This window comes from Leisingera sp. F5 (assembly GCF_001593695.1).
This window is the reverse complement of the sequence record NZ_LUKH01000016.1, coordinates 88,094-105,233: the sequence shown is the minus strand read 5'-3', so window position 1 is coordinate 105,233 and position 17,140 is coordinate 88,094. Positions and strand designations below refer to the sequence as shown.

General features: G+C 62.5%; 13 protein-coding genes. 7 read left to right on the top strand and 6 right to left on the bottom strand.

Annotation, left to right across the window (positions count from 1 at the left end; all coding sequences use genetic code 11):
* Positions 1-20 precede the first annotated feature (20 nt).
* Positions 21-2,303 carry a response regulator gene (locus A2I95_RS13275; protein ID WP_291730297.1) on the bottom strand — a complete coding sequence of 761 codons (2,283 nt, stop codon included), beginning with the start codon at positions 2,301-2,303 and terminating at the stop codon, positions 21-23.
* A gap of 17 nt (positions 2,304-2,320) precedes the next feature.
* Positions 2,321-3,217: a PhnD/SsuA/transferrin family substrate-binding protein gene (locus A2I95_RS13270; RefSeq protein WP_291730296.1), complete on the bottom strand. Its 897-nt coding sequence runs from the start codon at positions 3,215-3,217 to the stop codon at positions 2,321-2,323.
* Between the two features lie 410 nt (positions 3,218-3,627).
* Here A2I95_RS13270 and A2I95_RS13265 point away from each other — a divergent pair, with 410 nt between their 5' ends.
* From A2I95_RS13265 to A2I95_RS13245, 5 genes are all read left to right on the top strand, one after another.
* On the top strand, positions 3,628-7,485 hold the full coding sequence (locus tag A2I95_RS13265) for a PEP/pyruvate-binding domain-containing protein (protein WP_291730315.1): 3,858 nt from the start codon (positions 3,628-3,630) through the stop codon (positions 7,483-7,485).
* A 182-nt stretch (positions 7,486-7,667) separates the two neighbouring features.
* Positions 7,668-7,904, top strand: coding sequence for a type II toxin-antitoxin system ParD family antitoxin (locus A2I95_RS13260; protein ID WP_291730294.1), 237 nt, complete (start codon positions 7,668-7,670; stop codon positions 7,902-7,904).
* The gene (locus A2I95_RS13255) at positions 7,897-8,199 is read left to right on the top strand and encodes a type II toxin-antitoxin system RelE/ParE family toxin (RefSeq protein ID WP_291730292.1); all 303 of its coding nucleotides are present in this window, start codon (positions 7,897-7,899) and stop codon (positions 8,197-8,199) included. Before A2I95_RS13260 ends, A2I95_RS13255 begins: the two co-directional genes overlap by 8 nt.
* A gap of 93 nt (positions 8,200-8,292) precedes the next feature.
* Positions 8,293-9,204, top strand: coding sequence for a MurR/RpiR family transcriptional regulator (locus A2I95_RS13250; RefSeq protein ID WP_291730290.1), 912 nt, complete (start codon positions 8,293-8,295; stop codon positions 9,202-9,204).
* Positions 9,205-9,296: 92 nt separating this feature from the next.
* Positions 9,297-9,905 (top strand): LysE family translocator, encoded by a 609-nt coding sequence (locus A2I95_RS13245; RefSeq protein WP_291730314.1) that lies wholly within the window; start codon positions 9,297-9,299, stop codon positions 9,903-9,905.
* Between the two features lie 18 nt (positions 9,906-9,923).
* Here the strand turns inward: A2I95_RS13245 and A2I95_RS13240 are convergent, their stop codons facing one another.
* The 3 genes from A2I95_RS13240 to A2I95_RS13230 all read right to left on the bottom strand — a co-directional run bounded on the left by A2I95_RS13240 (position 9,924) and on the right by A2I95_RS13230 (position 12,488).
* Positions 9,924-10,358: a GFA family protein gene (locus tag A2I95_RS13240; protein ID WP_291730288.1), complete on the bottom strand. Its 435-nt coding sequence runs from the start codon at positions 10,356-10,358 to the stop codon at positions 9,924-9,926.
* Between the two features lie 66 nt (positions 10,359-10,424).
* Positions 10,425-11,699 (bottom strand): Vi polysaccharide biosynthesis UDP-N-acetylglucosamine C-6 dehydrogenase TviB, encoded by a 1,275-nt coding sequence (gene tviB / locus A2I95_RS13235; RefSeq protein WP_291730286.1) that lies wholly within the window; start codon positions 11,697-11,699, stop codon positions 10,425-10,427.
* A gap of 105 nt (positions 11,700-11,804) precedes the next feature.
* Positions 11,805-12,488 (bottom strand): DnaA N-terminal domain-containing protein, encoded by a 684-nt coding sequence (locus A2I95_RS13230; RefSeq protein ID WP_291730284.1) that lies wholly within the window; start codon positions 12,486-12,488, stop codon positions 11,805-11,807.
* A 551-nt stretch (positions 12,489-13,039) separates the two neighbouring features.
* Here A2I95_RS13230 and A2I95_RS13225 point away from each other — a divergent pair.
* The gene (locus tag A2I95_RS13225) at positions 13,040-14,344 is read left to right on the top strand and encodes an AAA family ATPase (RefSeq protein WP_291730282.1); all 1,305 of its coding nucleotides are present in this window, start codon (positions 13,040-13,042) and stop codon (positions 14,342-14,344) included.
* Entirely contained in the window at positions 14,341-15,441 is a 1,101-nt protein-coding gene (locus A2I95_RS13220) for a ParB N-terminal domain-containing protein (protein WP_291730280.1), read from the top strand. Before A2I95_RS13225 ends, A2I95_RS13220 begins: the two co-directional genes overlap by 4 nt.
* Positions 15,442-16,023: 582 nt before the next feature.
* Here the strand turns inward: A2I95_RS13220 and A2I95_RS13215 are convergent.
* Positions 16,024-17,064, bottom strand: coding sequence for an OmpA family protein (locus A2I95_RS13215; protein ID WP_291730279.1), 1,041 nt, complete (start codon positions 17,062-17,064; stop codon positions 16,024-16,026).
* Positions 17,065-17,140: the final 76 nt, after the last annotated feature.

Below are 17,140 nucleotides of genomic sequence, written 5' to 3'. Positions count from 1 at the left end.
GCCGGCCCGCGCTGGTGGCCTCAGCTGCCAGTGCGCTGCAGGTCATCACCGCAGGTCCATTTGCTGACCGCTTCGGTGAGCGCCTTCTTGTTGATCGGCTTGCTGAGGAAATCATCCATCCCCGCCTCCAGGCATTTTTCCCGGTGGCTCTGAAGCGCATTGGCGGTCAGCGCCACGATCGGGCATTTTCGGCCGCCGGTCTCCACTTCGATCCGGCGCATCTCGGCCGTGGCCTCAATCCCGTCCATCTCCGGCATCATCATGTCCATCAGGACAAGGTCGGGCCGCTCTGCCTGGAACTGCGCAACAGCCTCCACACCGTTTTTAGCAACGCTGATTTTCAGCGGCGCATCTTTCAGCATCTTGGTGACGACCAGCTGGTTGGTGCGGTTATCCTCGGCCAGCAGAACTTTCAGCAGCCGGCCCTGCGGCGCTTCGTCTCTGCCGCCGCTGTCAGCAATCGCCGGTTTTTGGTCCTGAACGCTCAGCACCCGGGTGATCACCTGCCGCAGCTGTACTGCCCGCACAGGTTTCAGCGCAAACTCGCAAACCCCGATGGTCTCGCAGTCCGAACGGCTCAGCGCGTGTTCCACCGAAGACAGCACAATCAGCGGCACAGCTTCAAAACCCGGCATCGCGCGGATCCGGGCCGCCAATTCCCGCCCGTCCATCGTCGGCATCTGGTAGTCCAGAATGATGAAGTCAAACTGGCGCCCGTCCAGCTGCGCATCCGACAGGATCTCCAGCCCCTCATGCGCCGAGGCTGCCAGCGTGCAGGTCACCCCCCAAGAACTCAGCCGTTCAGACAGGATCACCCGGTTCAGCTCCAAGTCATCCACCAGCAAACCGTTGAGCCCGGCAAAGCTGAGCGGACTGCCCGCCCGTGCGGAGGCGACATGGCCGCCGGCCTGCAATGGTATCTCGATGGTAAATACAGAGCCTTTGCCCAGCTCCGACTGCACCTGCACCGAACCGCCCATCAGCTCCAGCAGCCGTGCCGAGATTGCCAGCCCCAGACCAGTGCCCTCGAAATTGCGGGTGGCGGCATTGTCGGCCTGCTCAAAGGCGCGGAAAATCTGTCCTGTCCGCTCCGGCTCAATGCCTATGCCGGTATCGGTGACCTGCAGCGTCAGCATATGCCGGCCGCCCTGTTCGCGGCCGGTTAAGTCGATGTAGACATAGCCTTTGCGGGTGAACTTGACCGCGTTGCCGGCGATATTGGTGATCACCTGGCGGATCCGCCCGGCATCACCCTCAAAGATTTCCGGCAGCGCGGGATCGTACCGCATGGTAATCTCGACCCCCTTTTCCGCCGCCTTGGGCGACAGCAGGGTGACCACATCCTCCAGTGCCGTCTGCAAGTTGAACGGAGCAAGGTTAAGTTCGACCTTGCCGGCCTCAATCTTGGAGAAGTTCAGGATGTCGTTGATAATCGTCAACAGCGCGGTGCCGGATTTGGCAATGGTCTCTGCATACATCCGCTGGTCTTCGTCCAGCGCGGTGTCCTGCAACAGCTCTGCCATGCCGATCACCCCGTTCATCGGCGTGCGGATCTCATGACTCATATTGGCCAGGAATTCGGACTTGGCGCGGTTTGCAATATCTGCGGCCTCACGCGCCTGCTCCATTGCAAATTCCCGCTCATCGCGCTCGGCGAACGTGTCTTCCAGCACACCGACCGAAAAATCCAGCGCCCGGAATTCCCGGGATGCAAACCAGGGCAGCGGCCGCAGCGGACTGCGCAGCCCTGCAATGGCGTCAGACATCCGGTTATGGATCATATGCAACGGCCGCAGCGCCAGGATATGCACCAGCAACAGCACCAGAAGCGACAGCGCCAGCACCGGCACAACTGTCCAAATGATGATCTGGCGCACTTTGGCCGCGACCAGCGCTTGACCGTCCTGGGTCGACCAGTCCACCACCATGGTGCCGAAGGAGGCGCCTTCAAGTTCAATCGGCCGTTCATAGATCACATGCGCGTCCGGCGGCGGGGCACCCGGCGCGCTGGCCGCAGCCAGCAGCTTGCCCGCGGGGCTGCGGATCTGGATCGACACGATCTGCGGGTTCCGGGCGACGGCCTCGATCAGCCCGGTCTCCAGGACCGGAACATCCTCCACAATAATCGATTCCAGCATCAGCCCGCTCAGCAGGGAAACCGTCAGGTCGGCCTGACCGGCAAGCTGCTCTTCAAGCCGCTGCACCTCCTGGCGCTGCGCCATGTTGCCAACTGCAAAGCCAACCGCCGAAGCAGCCAGCAGCAGCGACAACACGATCTGAAAAAGGATGCCTGTACGTTTCATATCTTCACTGCGGCGCCTCAGAAGGCCAGGCTTCGCTCCATCGCCCGGCGGATGATGTCATAGTCGTCATCAGCCCCCAGCAAGAAGCCGTTCTTTGAAATCCGGCGCACGATTTCCTCGTTGTCCGAGGACAGCATGACCTTGCGCATCGCTTCCAGCACCGCTTGCGGCATCGCCTCTGAGGCCAGCCAGGGTTTGGTCACATTGTCAAAGGAAGCCAGCACCCGGATCGGCACGCCTTTGGCGACCAGCTTTTTGAACGTGCTTTCCTTGAGGGCGCCCGCGGAAAATTTTCCGGCGCCCACTGCTTCGCCGACCAGATCGTGACGGCCGAGATACGCGTATTCATGCAGATCGGCGCTGCTGATGCCGGCCTCCAGCAGGTATTCCTGCGCCAGGTAGCGGCCGATCGTCGACAACTCGTCGCCGAAGGCAAAGCTGAGCCCGGCCAGATCTTCGACCGACAGCACACTGCTGTCCTTGTGCACCACGATCACCCCCTTGAACCGCTTTCCGCCGTTCTTGGATTCCATCGCGACAATCCGGATTTCCGGATTCTCCTTCATCACATGCACATAAGACGCCGGGCCGAAACGGGCAAAATCCACCTCGCCGCTGGCCAGCTGGCGGATGCCCTCGCCATACTCCTTGGCGATCTTCAGCCGGATGGAAACCGGCTCGCCCAACTCTTCGCTCATCCGGCTGGACAGGAAAGACAGGAAAGGCTGGTATTTTTTGACCGTTGCGGTAGGTTTATCCGCTGCATAAGTGCCAAATACCAATTCGGTCCCGGCCTGACCCGCACCGGGCAGAAGGGCTGCAAGTCCAACCGCCAGAACAGCCCCAAGGGCTGCTGCCCGCAGGCGTGTCCTGAAAAGCTCAATGATACCAAAGGTCCACTCAAAAAGTGTCACGGTTCTAGCCTCCTGACTGCGATCGGCTGGCACGGCAGGCGGGCCGCCATACTTCGTTACATGGCACATGGTTAAGAATACAATGTTAACGCACCTGCAATTCATTAAAAAATTTTACGGTTCTTTTATTCTCCGCCCGCTATGTTAACCCTTCAGTAAGTTTTTCGTAATCTTTTAGGCAAATTCGCCATAATGTCAGAATATCAGCCTCAACTGGCTCAACAGGAACTGCCGTGAAGAATAGCACTTTGCCCTCCAGGACCTCCCGGTCCTTTCGCCACTCAGCACAAGTCACTGTGCTTGCATCGCTTTTTCTAGCGCTTCCCGTCGCGGCCCTAGCCATTCCATCGCCGGAACTGGTGATCGGCTCGGTGTCTTCGCTATCGCAGGTTCTGGCCGTAGGAATTGCCATGATTTCCGGCCTTGGCGCAGTCATTGCAGCGAAACTGGGTTTTACCCCCAAACCGGGCGGCTCTCCACGCCGCTACCCGGTCAAGCTGATCTCCGTCCTCGTGCTGGCGGCCATTGCACTGGCTGCAGGAAACTATTGGCAATACTCCTCGCATGCGCAGGCCGAGCTGACAAGGCTGCAGGCCACTTTGACCCGGCCGGCGCAGTTTGACGGCACCACCATTAAGGACGCCACCCTCAAGGAGACCAGTTTTTCCAAGCAGGAAGACCACCCGCTGGCGATGAGCACCACCGACGCCGCCGCGGCGCTGGAGGACGGCTCAACCCTGTTCTACGACATCCGCGAGACCGGCGAGAACGCCATGGGCACCCTGCCCGGCGCCACCCATATCCGGTTCCCGGACTTCCTGCAGAGCCGCCCGGTGCAGCCGGGCCAGAAGGTCGTTTTGTTCTGCCACAACGGCAACCGCAGCTCGGAAACCTGCGCCAAGCTGGCTGCGATGGGCATCGACTGCAGTTTCATTGCCGGAGGTATCGAGAAATGGATCGTCGAGGGCCGCGACTTCTCCGACAAGGACGTGAAAACCCTCTCCGACCTGCGCGCCATTCCGCAATACCCGGGCAAGGACGTGCTGCTCAGCACCGCTGATTTCGAGGCGCTGCTGACCACCGAAGACCTGCAGGTCGTCGACACCCGCTATCCCGGCGACTTCGATGCCGGCCACCTGCCCGGTGCCGTCAACATCCCGATCCGCAAGATGACCACCGCCGACCTGATGGACCGCATTGCGCAACTGGACCCCGGCAAGCCCACTATCGCCGCCTGCTATGACCGCCGCAGCTGTTTCATGAGCCAGGTGCTGGGGCTGGAACTGTCGCAGCAGGGCCTCGATTTCCGCGGCCGTTACACCCTGCCCTGGGAATATTTCGTCGCACCCAAGCCGAAGCCGCATGTGCAGGACTGGCTGGCCGACCAGCAGACCGGCCTGTGGGACAAGGCGATTTCCGCCCTGGCAACCGCCCTCCTGTGGGTGCATGAGCGCAGCCATATCCTGTTGGGCCTCCTGGCACTGTCGATCGTGACCCGCATCCTGGTGCTGCCTGTCGCGCTGAAATCCGAACGTGATCAGATCATCACCAATGACACCGCGGATGAGATGAAGGCGCTGAAGGCAAAGCTGGCCCATGACCCGGTGCGCAAGGCGCGCGCGGTGCAGGCTTTCTATGCCGACAAGGGCCTGACCCCGATGAAGAACCTCACTGCGCTGCTGTTCCTGCCGGTGATGATGCTGGGCGTCTCTTCCGCACAGGAAGCCAGTGCCAGCTTGCAAACGCCTTTCCTCTGGATGGCTGACCTGGGCATGCCCGATCCGCTGTTCATCATGCCGGTACTGTTCTGCGCCCTGGCCGCCGTCTACCTCTTGTGGGCCGTCGCCAAGACCAAGCGCCAGAAACTGCTGTGGATGCTGCTGGGCATGCCTGCGCTCTTTGCCATGGTGTTTTCCCTGACAGCCGCCGCCAATGCCTATCTTTGCTTCAGCCTGACCCTGCTGCTGGTGCAGCGCGCCTATGTCACCGGCATGCACCGCAATCTGGCCGAAGCGCTGTCGCTGCGCGCCCATAAGCGCAAGCTCGCCAAACTGCCGCGCGGTGTGATCCCGATGGGCTACACCGAGGAGCTGGCAGAGGCCGGCAACAAGGCCCTGCGCCTGTCGATCCTCAAGAATGCAGGCCTGCCGGTGCCCGGCGGCGTGATCGTGCGCTCGGACGCAATTCACGATTACCGCGCCATGTCTGATGCACAGAAAGATGCATTTGCCGCACAAGTATTCACGCTCGCAGGCGGCAAACCCGTCGCCGTGCGCTCCTCTGCCAGCAACGAGGACGGCGCCGATCAAAGCTTTGCAGGCGTCTTTGAATCCGTGCTCGACGTGACCGCCGGCACCATGCGCGCCGCACTGGACGAAGTGGTGGAAAGCTTCTCCTCCGCGCGTGCCGCCAGCTATTCAGGCGAGGGCGACAGCACCGATCAAGGCAATATCGTGGTGCAGGAAATGGTGCAGGCCGAATACGCCGGCGTCCTCTTCACCCAGGACCCGATGGCGCCCGGCATGGCGATGATCGAATGGGTCGAAGGCTGCGGCGAGGATCTGGTTTCGGGCCGCGTCACCCCGACCTCTCTCCGTTTTGGCCGCTACACCGGCCTGCCCGCGGCCGAGGATCAGGACCAGACGCTCGACATGGCGCCGCTCCTTGCCCTTGGCAAACAGATCGAGGCGGCATTCGGTGCCCCGCAGGACGTGGAATGGGCCTATGCCAACGGTGAATTCCAGATCGTGCAAAGCCGCGACATCACCACCTTGTCGCTTGGCACCAAGCAGGAGCAGACCCGCCTGGCCGAATGGCGCGACGTGCTGGACCGCTACGGCGATGCGGACCCGGATCAGATCATCCTGGAACAGGACGAAATGTCCGAAGTCCTGCCCCGCCCCGCCCCGCTTTCCTTCTCGCTGATGAGCGATCTGTGGGCGCCGGGCGGCAGCGTTGACCTGGCCTGCCGCGAGCTGGGTGTTCCCTACGGCCTGCCTGAGGGGCGTGACGGCCATCTGGTCAACCTGTTCGGCAAGACTTACGTCGATGTGGCGCTGAAACAGGGTATGACCCTGAAACTGACGGCCTCCAAGGCCAAGCAGCTGCGCAAGCAGGCGCATCCGATGATCACCCGTTTCCGGGCTGAGGTGATGCCGGAGCTGAAGAACAAGCTGGCGATCTGGCAGGCCGTGGATTATGCCGCCCTGCCGCAGGACAAGCTGCTGGAGGCGATCTCAACCCTCAAGGAGCTGTTCATCCGCGAGGTCTATCTGGAGGCCGAGAAGATCAATATCCTGGCCGGCTTCACCATGGGCGAAGCCGGGACTGCCACCGCAGGCGATCCCGCCCTGCGCGCCCATCTGATGCACGCCGAGCTGCCCAATGCGCCGTCCAGCCTGATTGCCTCCTGCACCGGCAAGGACGCCCAGACGCGTGCCATGCAGCTGATGGGCCATCGCTCGATCTTCGATTACGAGCTGTCCTCGCCCCGCTACGCCGAGGCGCCCGCACTGCTGCACTCCCTGCTCGGCAACTCAGTGGAGCCGATCGGCGCAGTGCCGGTTCCGGCCAACCTGCCGGATGAGCTGGACGATACCATCGGCATCGCCATCGCCTATCAGGACCTCAAGGAACAGGCCAAGCACGAAGCCCTGCGCGTCGTTGCCGAGCTGCGCCGCGCCCTGCTGGCACTGGGGCAGATCAGCGGGCTGGAGGATCTTGTGTTCAGCCTCACCTTCGACGAGGTGCTGGACAGCAACTGGTCCACCCCCGACGCTCTGCGCGACCTGGCCGAGACCCGCGCCGAAAAAGAAACCCTGCGCAAGAAATCCGCGCCCACGGCGGTCACTCTTACCCTGCGCGACTGCGAAATGCTGTCGCTGGGCGCCCAGGCCCATGCCGGCGACGGCACCATGGGCGGCACCTGCGTCGCGGGCAGCGGCAGCGCCACCGCCCGGGTGTTCTGGATGGAAGACGACAGCGACATCAGCCCCGAGGCCTTTGCCGGCTTCCAGGACGGTGACATTCTGGTCTGCCGCATGGTCAATCCGGCCTGGCTGCCATGGGTCCAGCGTTCCGGCGCGGTGCTGTCTGAGGTCGGCGGCTGGCTCAGCCACATGGCCATCGTCGCCCGCGAAAAGGACGTCCTGATGCTGGTCGCCTGCAAGGGCCTCGACAGCCTCAGCCACGGCGAACGGGTGACCGTCAGCGAGGACGGCTCCATCCAGCCGCTGGAGGAAAAAGGCCTCAAGGCGGTCTCCGCCTGATCCGGCCAAACAAAACTTGAAACACCCGCGCCTTACGGTTGCGGGTGTTTTTCTGTGTTGAGCGGAATGGCCCATAATTCGCGGGGCGGGCGAAATCGCCCAGCATTCCCCCTGGCCAGTCCCCCTCCCTTGCACTATTGGCAAAGATTGCCATATGCTGGTCCAGCAAAAGGAGACCGCCTATGGCCACCATGAACGTATCCCTGCCGAACCAGATGAAAGACTGGGTCGAAGAACAGGCCCGCACCGGCACCTATGCCAATTCCAGCGATTACGTCCGCGACCTGATCCGCCGCGACCAGGCCCGCACGGCCGCCATAGGTGAACTGCAATCCGCCATCGACGCAGGCCTCGCCAGCGGCCCGGCAGAGGCGCTGACAGCCGAAGGTTTCAAGGCCGCCATGCGCCGCAATGGCTGAGCCGCGCTGGCGGATCCGCCCCGCCGCCCGCGCCGATCTTGCTGCCATCTGGCGCTTTGGCCTGGAAAGCTGGGGTGAAACACAGGCGGATGCCTATGCCGACAGTCTCTTTGCCTTGTTCGACCTGCTGGCCGACTTCCCGGAATTGGCCCGTGAACGGGCTGAATTCACTCCGCCCGTCCGCATCCACCCATCGGGCGCGCATCTGGTGATTTACCGGCTGGAGAACTCCCGCCCCGAGATCATCCGCATCCTGCACGCCCGCCAGGACCTGATGGCCTTCTTGTCCGAGTAGGGTGGGCAATCTGCTCATCACTCCTTGCCGGAACCTATGCAAAACACCCGTTCCGCTCTTGCCATTTTCCGCACATATGATCTGATACGTTGTATGGACCCGCATCTCGCCCCCCGGAAAACCGCCCGGCTGATCCAGCACCTCAAGGACCAGATGGAGCAGCTGCCGCCCAAGCTGAAGGCGGCGGCGAAATACGTGATCGATAATCCCGGCGACTTCGGCCTTGATACCGTCCGGTTCTCGGCGCAGAAAACCGGCATCAGCGCCAATGGATTTGTCCGCCTCGCCCAGCATCTGGGCTATGACACATTCGAGGCCTTCCGCGCCCCCTTCCGCGCCGCGCTGACCACCGCGCACGATGCGGACCTCGGCCAGGACTGGCTCGACCGGATGCAGGACGAAGGCCCCGCCGGCGCACTGCAGGCCGCAGCGGCCCGCAACCAGCTCAACATCACCTCCCGCTCTTTGCGGCTGATGACGGCGGAACGCACGCAAGCGATTACCGAAACGCTCCTTTCCGCCCGCCGCTGCTTCGTTACCGCCACCCGCTCGTCTTATGCACTGGCCTATTACTTCCACTACGTCGGCCGCATGGCGCTGCCGGGGCTGGAGCTTGTCCCCCGCCACATGGGCGCCGCGCTGGATGATCTCCTAGAATTAGGCGCTGAAGACTGCCTGATCGCCCTCACATTCGCCCCCTACTCCGCCGGCACCATCCAGGCGCTGCGGTTCGCGGCTGACCGCGGCGCCAAGGTGATCCTGATCTCCGACAGCGAAGTCATCGCCCCCGGCATCCGCACCGATCATGTGCTGGCGGTGGCCGCCAACTCGCTGCACCCTTTCGGCGCCATCGGCGGCGCCATGGCGGTGCTGGAATGCCTGCTCACCCATCTAGTCAAAGCCGGCGGCGAGGACGCCCTGCGCCGGATCGAGGCCTATGACACCCTGCGCCAGGACAGCGGCGCCTATTGGAGCGGCCCGAAACTGCCGCGGGTCAGCCGCTAGGGAACTAGCGTGAAGCGGTTCGTCAGGGCTTGCCCGCCGCCGCATTCGCGCGTCTTATGCCTGTATAACGAATGGAGGATCCCGCCGTGGATATGATGATGGCATTGGCGCTTGCGGGCGCAACCGCGCTGCTGGTCGCCGTGCCAGGGCCGAATGTGGCGCTGATCATCGCCAATACGCTGGCCCGCGGCTTCCGCCTTGGGGCGGTCACGGTGATTGGCACCACCGCAGGCGTGGCCCTGCAGCTTGCCGCTGTGGTGCTGGGGCTTGCAGCCGTGCTGGAATTTGCGGCCTCCGCCTTCCTGTGGCTGAAATGGGCCGGCGTGGCCTATCTGCTCTATCTCGGTGTGCGCTCCTGGCGGCAAGGCGTTGCCGGCATGGAAGAGGCCAAGGCCAGCCGCAAACCGCTGCGCATCATTTTCTGGCAAGGGCTGCTGCTGGCCATCATCAACCCGAAAACCCTGCTGTTCAACGCGGCTTTCCTGCCGCAGTTCGTCGCCCCCGGCGCAGGTTCAACCGCCCTGCTCACGGCAGCGATGATCTACTTGGCAGTGATTTTCGCAGGCGACATGCTCTGGGCCGCTTCGGCGCAATCCGCGCGGCCCGCGATCCTCCGGCTGGGCCGCCTGCGCCACCGGCTGACCGGCGCGCTGTTCGTCACCTCCGGCCTTGGCCTGGCACTGGCGCGCACGGACCGCTGAGGGACGATACCTTTTCCCTCAGACATCACCGTCAATGAACGGGTTCTGAGCCTCATATTCGTCCCGGGTGGCCCGCTTGTGATCCCCTTCCAGCCGCACCGCAGCCATCGCCCGGTCCGTATAAATCTCCGATCGCAACGGCCAGCTCAGAGCCGCCTCAAACAGCCCCGGCATCAAGTCATAGCCTTCATCTTCGCCATCCGTGTCCCGCATCCACAGATGCGATCCGCAGGTGCTGCAAAACGCCCGTTCCGCAAAGGCCGAGGATTGATACCGGGTCACCGGCCCTTCAACCGAAACGGCCTCCGCAGCGGCCTCAAAGCACAGGAACAAACCGCCGCTCCAACGCTGGCACATCCGGCAATGGCAGGCGCCGGGGCGCGGATCATGCGCGCCTTTTACACCGATCTTAACTGCACCGCACAGGCAGCGGCCTTCCAGAACATCACGCATCACTGAACTCCTTGCCAACGCCGGCAAGGATACAGCACTTCATGTTTCAGCGGGAGTATTTCCCGGCTACAGCCGCAGATCCGCCTGATCCGGCGCAAGCACATATTTCAGATCATAGACCAGTGCGTCCTGCGTCCCGAGACCGCGGATCGCTTCCGATCCCATCTCCCGGAACTCGGAATGAGCAACCGCCAGCACCACCCCGGTATAGGCGCCCTGCCCCGGCTCGGACAGCAGCGAAATGCCGTATTCCTCCTGTGCCTCCGCCGGATCGGCATGGGGATCAAACACATCCACCTTTGCGCCGTATTCCTCAAGGCTGCGCACCACATCGATCACCCGCGTGTTGCGCAGGTCGGGGCAGTTCTCCTTGAACGTCAGCCCCATCACCAGAACCCGCGCGCCCGAAACCGGCAGGCCCCGCTTCAGCATCGCCTTCACCATTTCGCCGGCCGCATAGGCGCCCATGCCGTCATTCAGCCGCCGCCCGGCCAGCAGGATCTCGGGATGATAGCCCAGCTGTTCCGCCTTGTGGGTCAGGTAATAGGGATCCACGCCGATGCAATGCCCGCCAACCAGACCGGGGCGGAACGGCAGAAAATTCCATTTGGTTCCAGCGGCTTCCAGAACAGCCTGGGTATCAATCCCCATCTTGTTAAAGATCTTGGCCAGCTCATTCACCAGCGCGATATTGATGTCCCGCTGGCTGTTCTCGATCACTTTGGCGGCCTCTGCCACCCGGATGCTCGCGGCCTTATGGGTGCCCGCCGTGACCACCTCGCGGTACAGCGCATCCACCCGTTCCGCCACCTCCGGCGTGGAGCCTGACGTGACCTTCACTACATCTTTCAGCCGCCGATTCTTGTCGCCGGGGTTAATCCGCTCCGGGCTGTAGCCGGCAGTGAAGTCCCGGTTGAAGACCAGCCCCGAGCGCACCTCCAGAATGGGCACGCAATCGTCCTCGGTGGCACCGGGGTAGACAGTGGATTCATAAATCACCAGATCGCCGGGCTTGAGCACGCCCCCCACGATGGCCGAAGCCGCCTTTAGCGGGCCAAGATCGGGACGGTGGCTGCTGTCCACCGGCGTCGGCACGGTGACAATATAGATGGAGCTATCGGCAATCTCAGCCGGGTCGGAAGTAAAGCTCAGAAACTCTGCTTCGGCCAGTTCCTGCGGTTCCAGCTCGCGGGTGCGGTCCGCGCCCTGGCGCAGCTCCGCGATACGGCCCGGATCGATGTCAAATCCGACAACTTTCCGGTGCTGCCCGAATGCAGCCGCCAAGGGCAGCCCCACATAGCCAAGGCCAATGACACAGATCTTATCCTGCACGCCGCTCATCCGGGCTGCTCCTTGCTTTTGCGGGGCGTCCTAAGCCAAGCCCCCTGCCCGCCCACATAATGCCGCGCCGCACATGGGTTCAACCGCTGCAGCGCAGATTAGGCTTCACGCCTCAACAACAATCGCCGAAACCCCGCCATCGACATCCCGGCAGGCCGCCAGCAGCCGCGGCATCAGATGCGACATCACGTAATTCGCATGGAACCGGCTTGGCGCCTTCAGTACCAGCCGCCCCCCTGCCCGGCCTGCGCGTTCCAGTCCCTGCACCCAGGACGCATAATTCGCCGGGTCCTCCGCATGCAGCACCGCCTTGGCCAAGCTCCATTCGCTGCCGTCCGAGATATCCGGAGCAGGCGGTGCAGCACCTGGACGCAAAGGCACCACATTCGGCGCCGGCTCATCATTGTTTTGCATCCGGTGTTCAAAGTCCGGCCCCACAGCCCCCCACCGCTCTTGCGTGTCCGCCAGCAGCCGCTCCAGGTCGATGCCGTATTCCGTGACCCGCCCGCGCGCGCCCTGGCGTTTCACCACCAGCCAGCCCCAGCCCCGCAGCTTGGCCATCTCTCGTTTCACCGTGCGCTCGTCCACGTCCCACAGCCGGGCAATTTCGCGCTGGCCCACTGCCAGCTCATCACGCTGCCAATTGTAGCGCGCCGTCATCAATGTCATGAACCGCAGCACCAGCTTCTGCGCCCCCTTGCCCTGGCCAAGCGCATACGCCCCCATCGCCGTGAGGATGTCATACTTCAATGCAGAGGCGTTGCGCCCCGCAGGCCGTTTGGCAAGCATTGCTGCCCCCGTTTCTCCCTCCCTGCCCTCCCGGGCCGGGATATGCTGCCTCAAGTGCTCTCAGCTTGTTTGCTGAGAATTGCGCTGGCCGGTTTGCCTGGAACTCAACGCTATTCGTTTGTTGTATCTGATTTGCGTCCGGAATTCCGATTCTGTCAAGCGCTGCTGCGAATTGAATTCCGACCCAATCCCTTTTTCGAAAGAAAAATTGGTATCAATGGTATGGGGGGACATTCAGTGTGTCCCCTATTTCAGCAGAAATGTCCCCCAATCTGCTGTGTCCGGCGCGGGGGTGTCCCGCTAAATCTGGCCCCCAAACGCCAGAAAAATCCAATGAAACGAATCGTTTGGCCGTCACCTTCCGAATCGGTTCCGCCCTTGTATTGCTGGGCCTTTTGCAGATGTGTCCCCGCGGGGACAGGACGCTGTTCCCAACCATATTTGCTTTTGCGTTTTTTGCAAATTCGGCGTAAATGAGTATTGAGGCTGAATTAGCGTCCGCAAGAAATGGACGCTGCCAAATAGAAAACGTGTGAGGCTAAGGAGCAGCGATGTTTACGCACGAAGACCTGTCAAAAATGCAGGCCCAATCTCTCAAGATGCAAAGCTGGATCCGCCAGCAGACCTTCTCCCCCGAAATGGAAAAGACCCTGCGCCGGTTCTCCTCCTGGGAGGTGGCCGAGCTGATCTTCCGCGTCAACCAGTCGACCCTGCGGGGACGGCTGTCGGCGGACCCCTCCCTGCCCCAGGGCCATGTCGAGGAAGACGGCCGCCAGCGCTGGTATTCGCTGGAGGAGATCAACGAGCTGCGCCGCCGCATCAAGATCAACCGCAAATCCCTGCTGCCCAAACGCCCCGCGGGGAAACGGGCGCTGCGGGTGGCGATCTCCAACTTCAAGGGCGGCGCCGGCAAATCCACTGTGGCGCTGCACTTCGCCCATGCCGCGGCGCTGGACGGCTACCGGGTGCTCTGTGTCGACTTCGACCCGCAGGCCACACTCTCGCACTCCATGGGTCTCAGCGATGTCACCGAGGATTACACCGTCTGGGGCATCATGGCCCGCGACCTGGTGCGCGAAACCGAGCGGATGAACGCCGTCCCGCAGGGCGCCGAGTCCGGCACAGCCCTGCCCCGGCGCCAGCTGCCTGACGCCATCACCGGCATGGGGCTGCAGGACCTGCGGGTCAGCGACTTTGTCAAACCCACCAGCTGGCCGACCATCGACATCATCCCCTCCTGCGCCAATGCGGCGTTTGTCGAGTTTGCCTCTGCCCAGTACCGCCACCTCAATCCGGAGTGGTCGTTCTTTGCTGCGGTTTCCCGCTACCTCGACCAGCTGCCGGCTGAAGACTACGACCTGATGATCTTCGACTGCCCGCCCGCCATCGGCTACCAGTCGATGAATGCGGTTTTTGCGGCTGACATGCTCTATATCCCTTCCGGTCCCGGCTATTGGGAATATGACTCCACCACCTCCTTCATCGGACAGCTGTCCGAGGCGCTGGAGGATTTGTCGGCCTTTAACGGCGTTGTCCCCGCGGGGACATTCACCTTGCCCAAGGTGTTCCAGGACGTCCGCTTCCTGCTGACCCGTTACGAATCCGGTAACGATTTGCACCGTGCGATGCGTTCGGCATTTATGAAGGTGTTCGAGGGTAGGATGACTGAACACCCGATCGAGATGACCCGCGCAGTCGAACAATCGGGCAGGTTCTTAAGTTCCATCTATGAAATCGATTACCGGGATATGACACGCGAAACCTGGCGGCGCGCACGTGCGTCGTTTGATCAGGCCTATGACGAATTCAGGTCTTACGCGCTGGAAGCCTGGGAAAACCTGGAGGATGAGGCATGAGCAAACGCAGAGTCTTCGACATCGACTTCCCGTCTGAACCAGAGGTGTTCCCCGCGGGGACAGCCGCAAAAAATCCCGACGACAAACCGTCCGAATCCCGTCGCGGGCCGATGGCCACCGCGATTTCCGAAAACGCCGATGCGTTGCGCACCCGCGCTGAGGCCGAGCAGAACATCCGCGCCGAAAACGACCGGCTGGCGCATGAGTTTGTCCGCCTGAAAAAGCTGGGCCTGGTGGTCGACCGGATCCCGCTTGGCATGATCCGCATGGATAAGCTGATCCGTGATCGCAAGGATGAACGCGATCCGGACCTGGGGGAACTGAAGGAGTCGATCAAGGCGGTTGGCCTGTCGAATCCGATCCGGGTCGAAGAACGCGGCGACGGAAAATATGAGCTGATCCAGGGCTACCGCCGGATGCGCGCCTATTTTTCGCTGCTGCAGGAAACTGGCGACGAAAGCTATGCCGCGATCCCCGCGGGTTTGGTGGCCAAGGGCGACAGCTTGCAGGCTCTCTACCGCCGGATGGTGGATGAAAACCTGGTGCGCCGCGATATCTCCTTTGCCGAGATGGCCCAGCTGGCACTGCGCTATGCCGAGGACACCCAGACCGGGGCCGAGACCACCGAGGATGCGGTCAATGATCTTTATGCCTCTGCCGGGCGTCAGAAGCGGGTCTATATCCGCCATTTCGCCCAGGTGCTGAAGGCGGTGGGCGAGGTGCTGAAGTTCCCGGAGGCGATCCCGCGGGCGCTGGGGCTGGATCTGAAGAAACGGCTGGAGGCGGATGCGATGAACGCCCAGGTGCTGCGCGATACGCTGGCGCGGGTGCAGCCGCAAACCGAAGAGGGGGAGCTGGATGTGCTGCGCAGTTTTGCCGAGGGCAAGCGCAAGAACGCCCCCCGCACCCCCGCCGCCCCGCGGGCCGGTGTTGCCAAGACCACCCTGCGCTGCACTGTCCCCGCGGGGACAGTCCGCTGCCAGGCGCGCGACGGCAAGATCGAGATGGCGATGGAGCGCGACTTCTCCGAGATCGACCGGCACAAGCTGGAGGACGCCATTGCCGCGTTTTTTGAAGCATTGGAACTGGAAGACTGACGGGCTTGTCCCCGCGGGGACAGCACCGGAAAATAGCGAAGGCCCGGCAGAGATGCCGGGCCTTTTTTGCGTCTGCTGCACCTGCCCGCCGGAGTTTTCAGCACCTGTCCCCGCGGGGACAGATGCAAAAAGCGGATCGTTTTCCCGCCGGACGGCCGGTGGTGATCCCAACCCTGCGGCTTTATTCCTGCCGGCCTTGTCTCCGGAAATTCCGGACTGTCCCCGCGGGGACAAAGGTGCAAATCCGCGGCGGCGGCCTGCAGAGGCCAGCCTGGTCCAGCGGAATTTCCGTCGCCGAGTGTAAAAAGACCGCGTGTCCCCGCGGGGACAAATCTGCGGGGGGAGCGGATGCAGTGCGCAATAACGCCTGGTGTTCGCGTTGGAAATGAAACCTGCAGTGCAGGCAATCAGGCCAGTCGGAGGGCCGGAATTCCCGCCTGTCCCCGCGGGGACAGAGGCGCAAATGATCCGCGGAAGAAAGGCGCTTGGCGGCAAAAAAAGACCCGGCGCGGGGCCGGGTCCTGGGAGTGTCAGGCGCTGTCCCCGCGGGGACAGGCAGGTATTTTCAGGATCAATGGCGGTTCAGTTCAAAATCTTGAACTCAATCCGCCGGTTCTTGGCCCGGTTCTGCACCGTGCTGTTGGGCACCAGCGGCGTGGTTTCACCATAGCCGACGGCCACCAGGCGGTCGTCCGGAATGCCCGTTTTCTGCAGATACCCGTTGACTGCCGCGGCGCGTTTTTCGCTCAGCTTCATGTTCCAGGCGGCTTTGCCCTGGCTGTCGGTGTGGCCGCCGACCTCCACCACCATGCCGGGGCAGCGGCGGATGATGTCCGACAGGCTCTCCAGAAAGTCGCGGGAGCTGGCATCCAGCCGGGCGGTGGAGGGCGCAAAGTTTACGCTGCGCCCTTGCGACAGGATTTCAAACCGGCCGGCACAGGCCTCGCGGCTGAAGTCGCCGCTGGATTCCAGCGCGGTGGAGGCGCCTGCGGTGGCTGTCCCCGCGGGGACAGATGCACCGCCGGGGGCGGAGCGGTCAAACATCAGGTCCATGCTGACCAGCCCGACCGGGGTAATGGTGACACCTGCGGCTTCCTCCAGCTTTTCGCGGCCCGGGTTCAGATTGAAGGCCTCCAGCTTGAGGATGACCGGCTGCACAGTGGCAACGGCGACGCGGTCGTTGCCAAGCAATGTTACCGCTACAGGTACGGTCAGATCTGCCGTGACCCCGTGCAGCGACAGGGTGACCGGCAGGTCAATCTGTTTCCGCTGCAATGCAGCAAGATCCGAGATCATGGCCGGATCGATCCGGGCGGTGATCTCGGCCTCGGGGTAGGTGAAGGTCTCAAAGAACAGGAACCGCATCCGCACGTTGCGCAGGTCGATGGAGGTATCAACAGAATCCAGCGCGATGTGGATCTTGGCATCGCCCTGTTCGGAAATACTGCCGGAAAAGGCGGCAAAGCGGCTGGATTCCGCAATGCTGCCCTTTTTGATCGATATAAAGCGGATGGCAGAGGATTCGGGATTGAGCTGCCAGCCGTGTTCAAACGGGCCGGCGGCCAGGGCCGGGCGGATGAGGAGAAAAAAAACTGTTAAAAACGAAAGGGTTATACGGAGCATGCGCGATCCATTTGGGTTGCCAGCGTGAAATCCCTGCCGGCAGGCAGGGACAAAAGAGATGGGCCCAGACTAACAG

What these genes read in the sequence shown, in the direction of transcription:
- A2I95_RS13275 (WP_291730297.1), bottom strand. Translation starts at nt 2,303, where the DNA reads ATGAAACGTACAGGCATCCTTTTTCAGATCGTGTTGTCGCTGCTGCTG.
- A2I95_RS13265 (WP_291730315.1), top strand. Translation starts at nt 3,628, where the DNA reads ATGATTTCCGGCCTTGGCGCAGTCATTGCAGCGAAACTGGGTTTTACC.
- A2I95_RS13260 (WP_291730294.1), top strand. Translation starts at nt 7,668, where the DNA reads ATGGCCACCATGAACGTATCCCTGCCGAACCAGATGAAAGACTGGGTC.
- A2I95_RS13255 (WP_291730292.1), top strand. Translation starts at nt 7,897, where the DNA reads ATGGCTGAGCCGCGCTGGCGGATCCGCCCCGCCGCCCGCGCCGATCTT.
- A2I95_RS13250 (WP_291730290.1), top strand. Translation starts at nt 8,293, where the DNA reads ATGGACCCGCATCTCGCCCCCCGGAAAACCGCCCGGCTGATCCAGCAC.
- A2I95_RS13245 (WP_291730314.1), top strand. Translation starts at nt 9,297, where the DNA reads ATGATGATGGCATTGGCGCTTGCGGGCGCAACCGCGCTGCTGGTCGCC.
- A2I95_RS13240 (WP_291730288.1), bottom strand. Translation starts at nt 10,358, where the DNA reads ATGCGTGATGTTCTGGAAGGCCGCTGCCTGTGCGGTGCAGTTAAGATC.
- tviB (WP_291730286.1), bottom strand. Translation starts at nt 11,699, where the DNA reads ATGAGCGGCGTGCAGGATAAGATCTGTGTCATTGGCCTTGGCTATGTG.
- A2I95_RS13230 (WP_291730284.1), bottom strand. Translation starts at nt 12,488, where the DNA reads ATGCTTGCCAAACGGCCTGCGGGGCGCAACGCCTCTGCATTGAAGTAT.
- A2I95_RS13225 (WP_291730282.1), top strand. Translation starts at nt 13,040, where the DNA reads ATGTTTACGCACGAAGACCTGTCAAAAATGCAGGCCCAATCTCTCAAG.
- A2I95_RS13220 (WP_291730280.1), top strand. Translation starts at nt 14,341, where the DNA reads ATGAGCAAACGCAGAGTCTTCGACATCGACTTCCCGTCTGAACCAGAG.
- A2I95_RS13215 (WP_291730279.1), bottom strand. Translation starts at nt 17,064, where the DNA reads ATGCTCCGTATAACCCTTTCGTTTTTAACAGTTTTTTTTCTCCTCATC.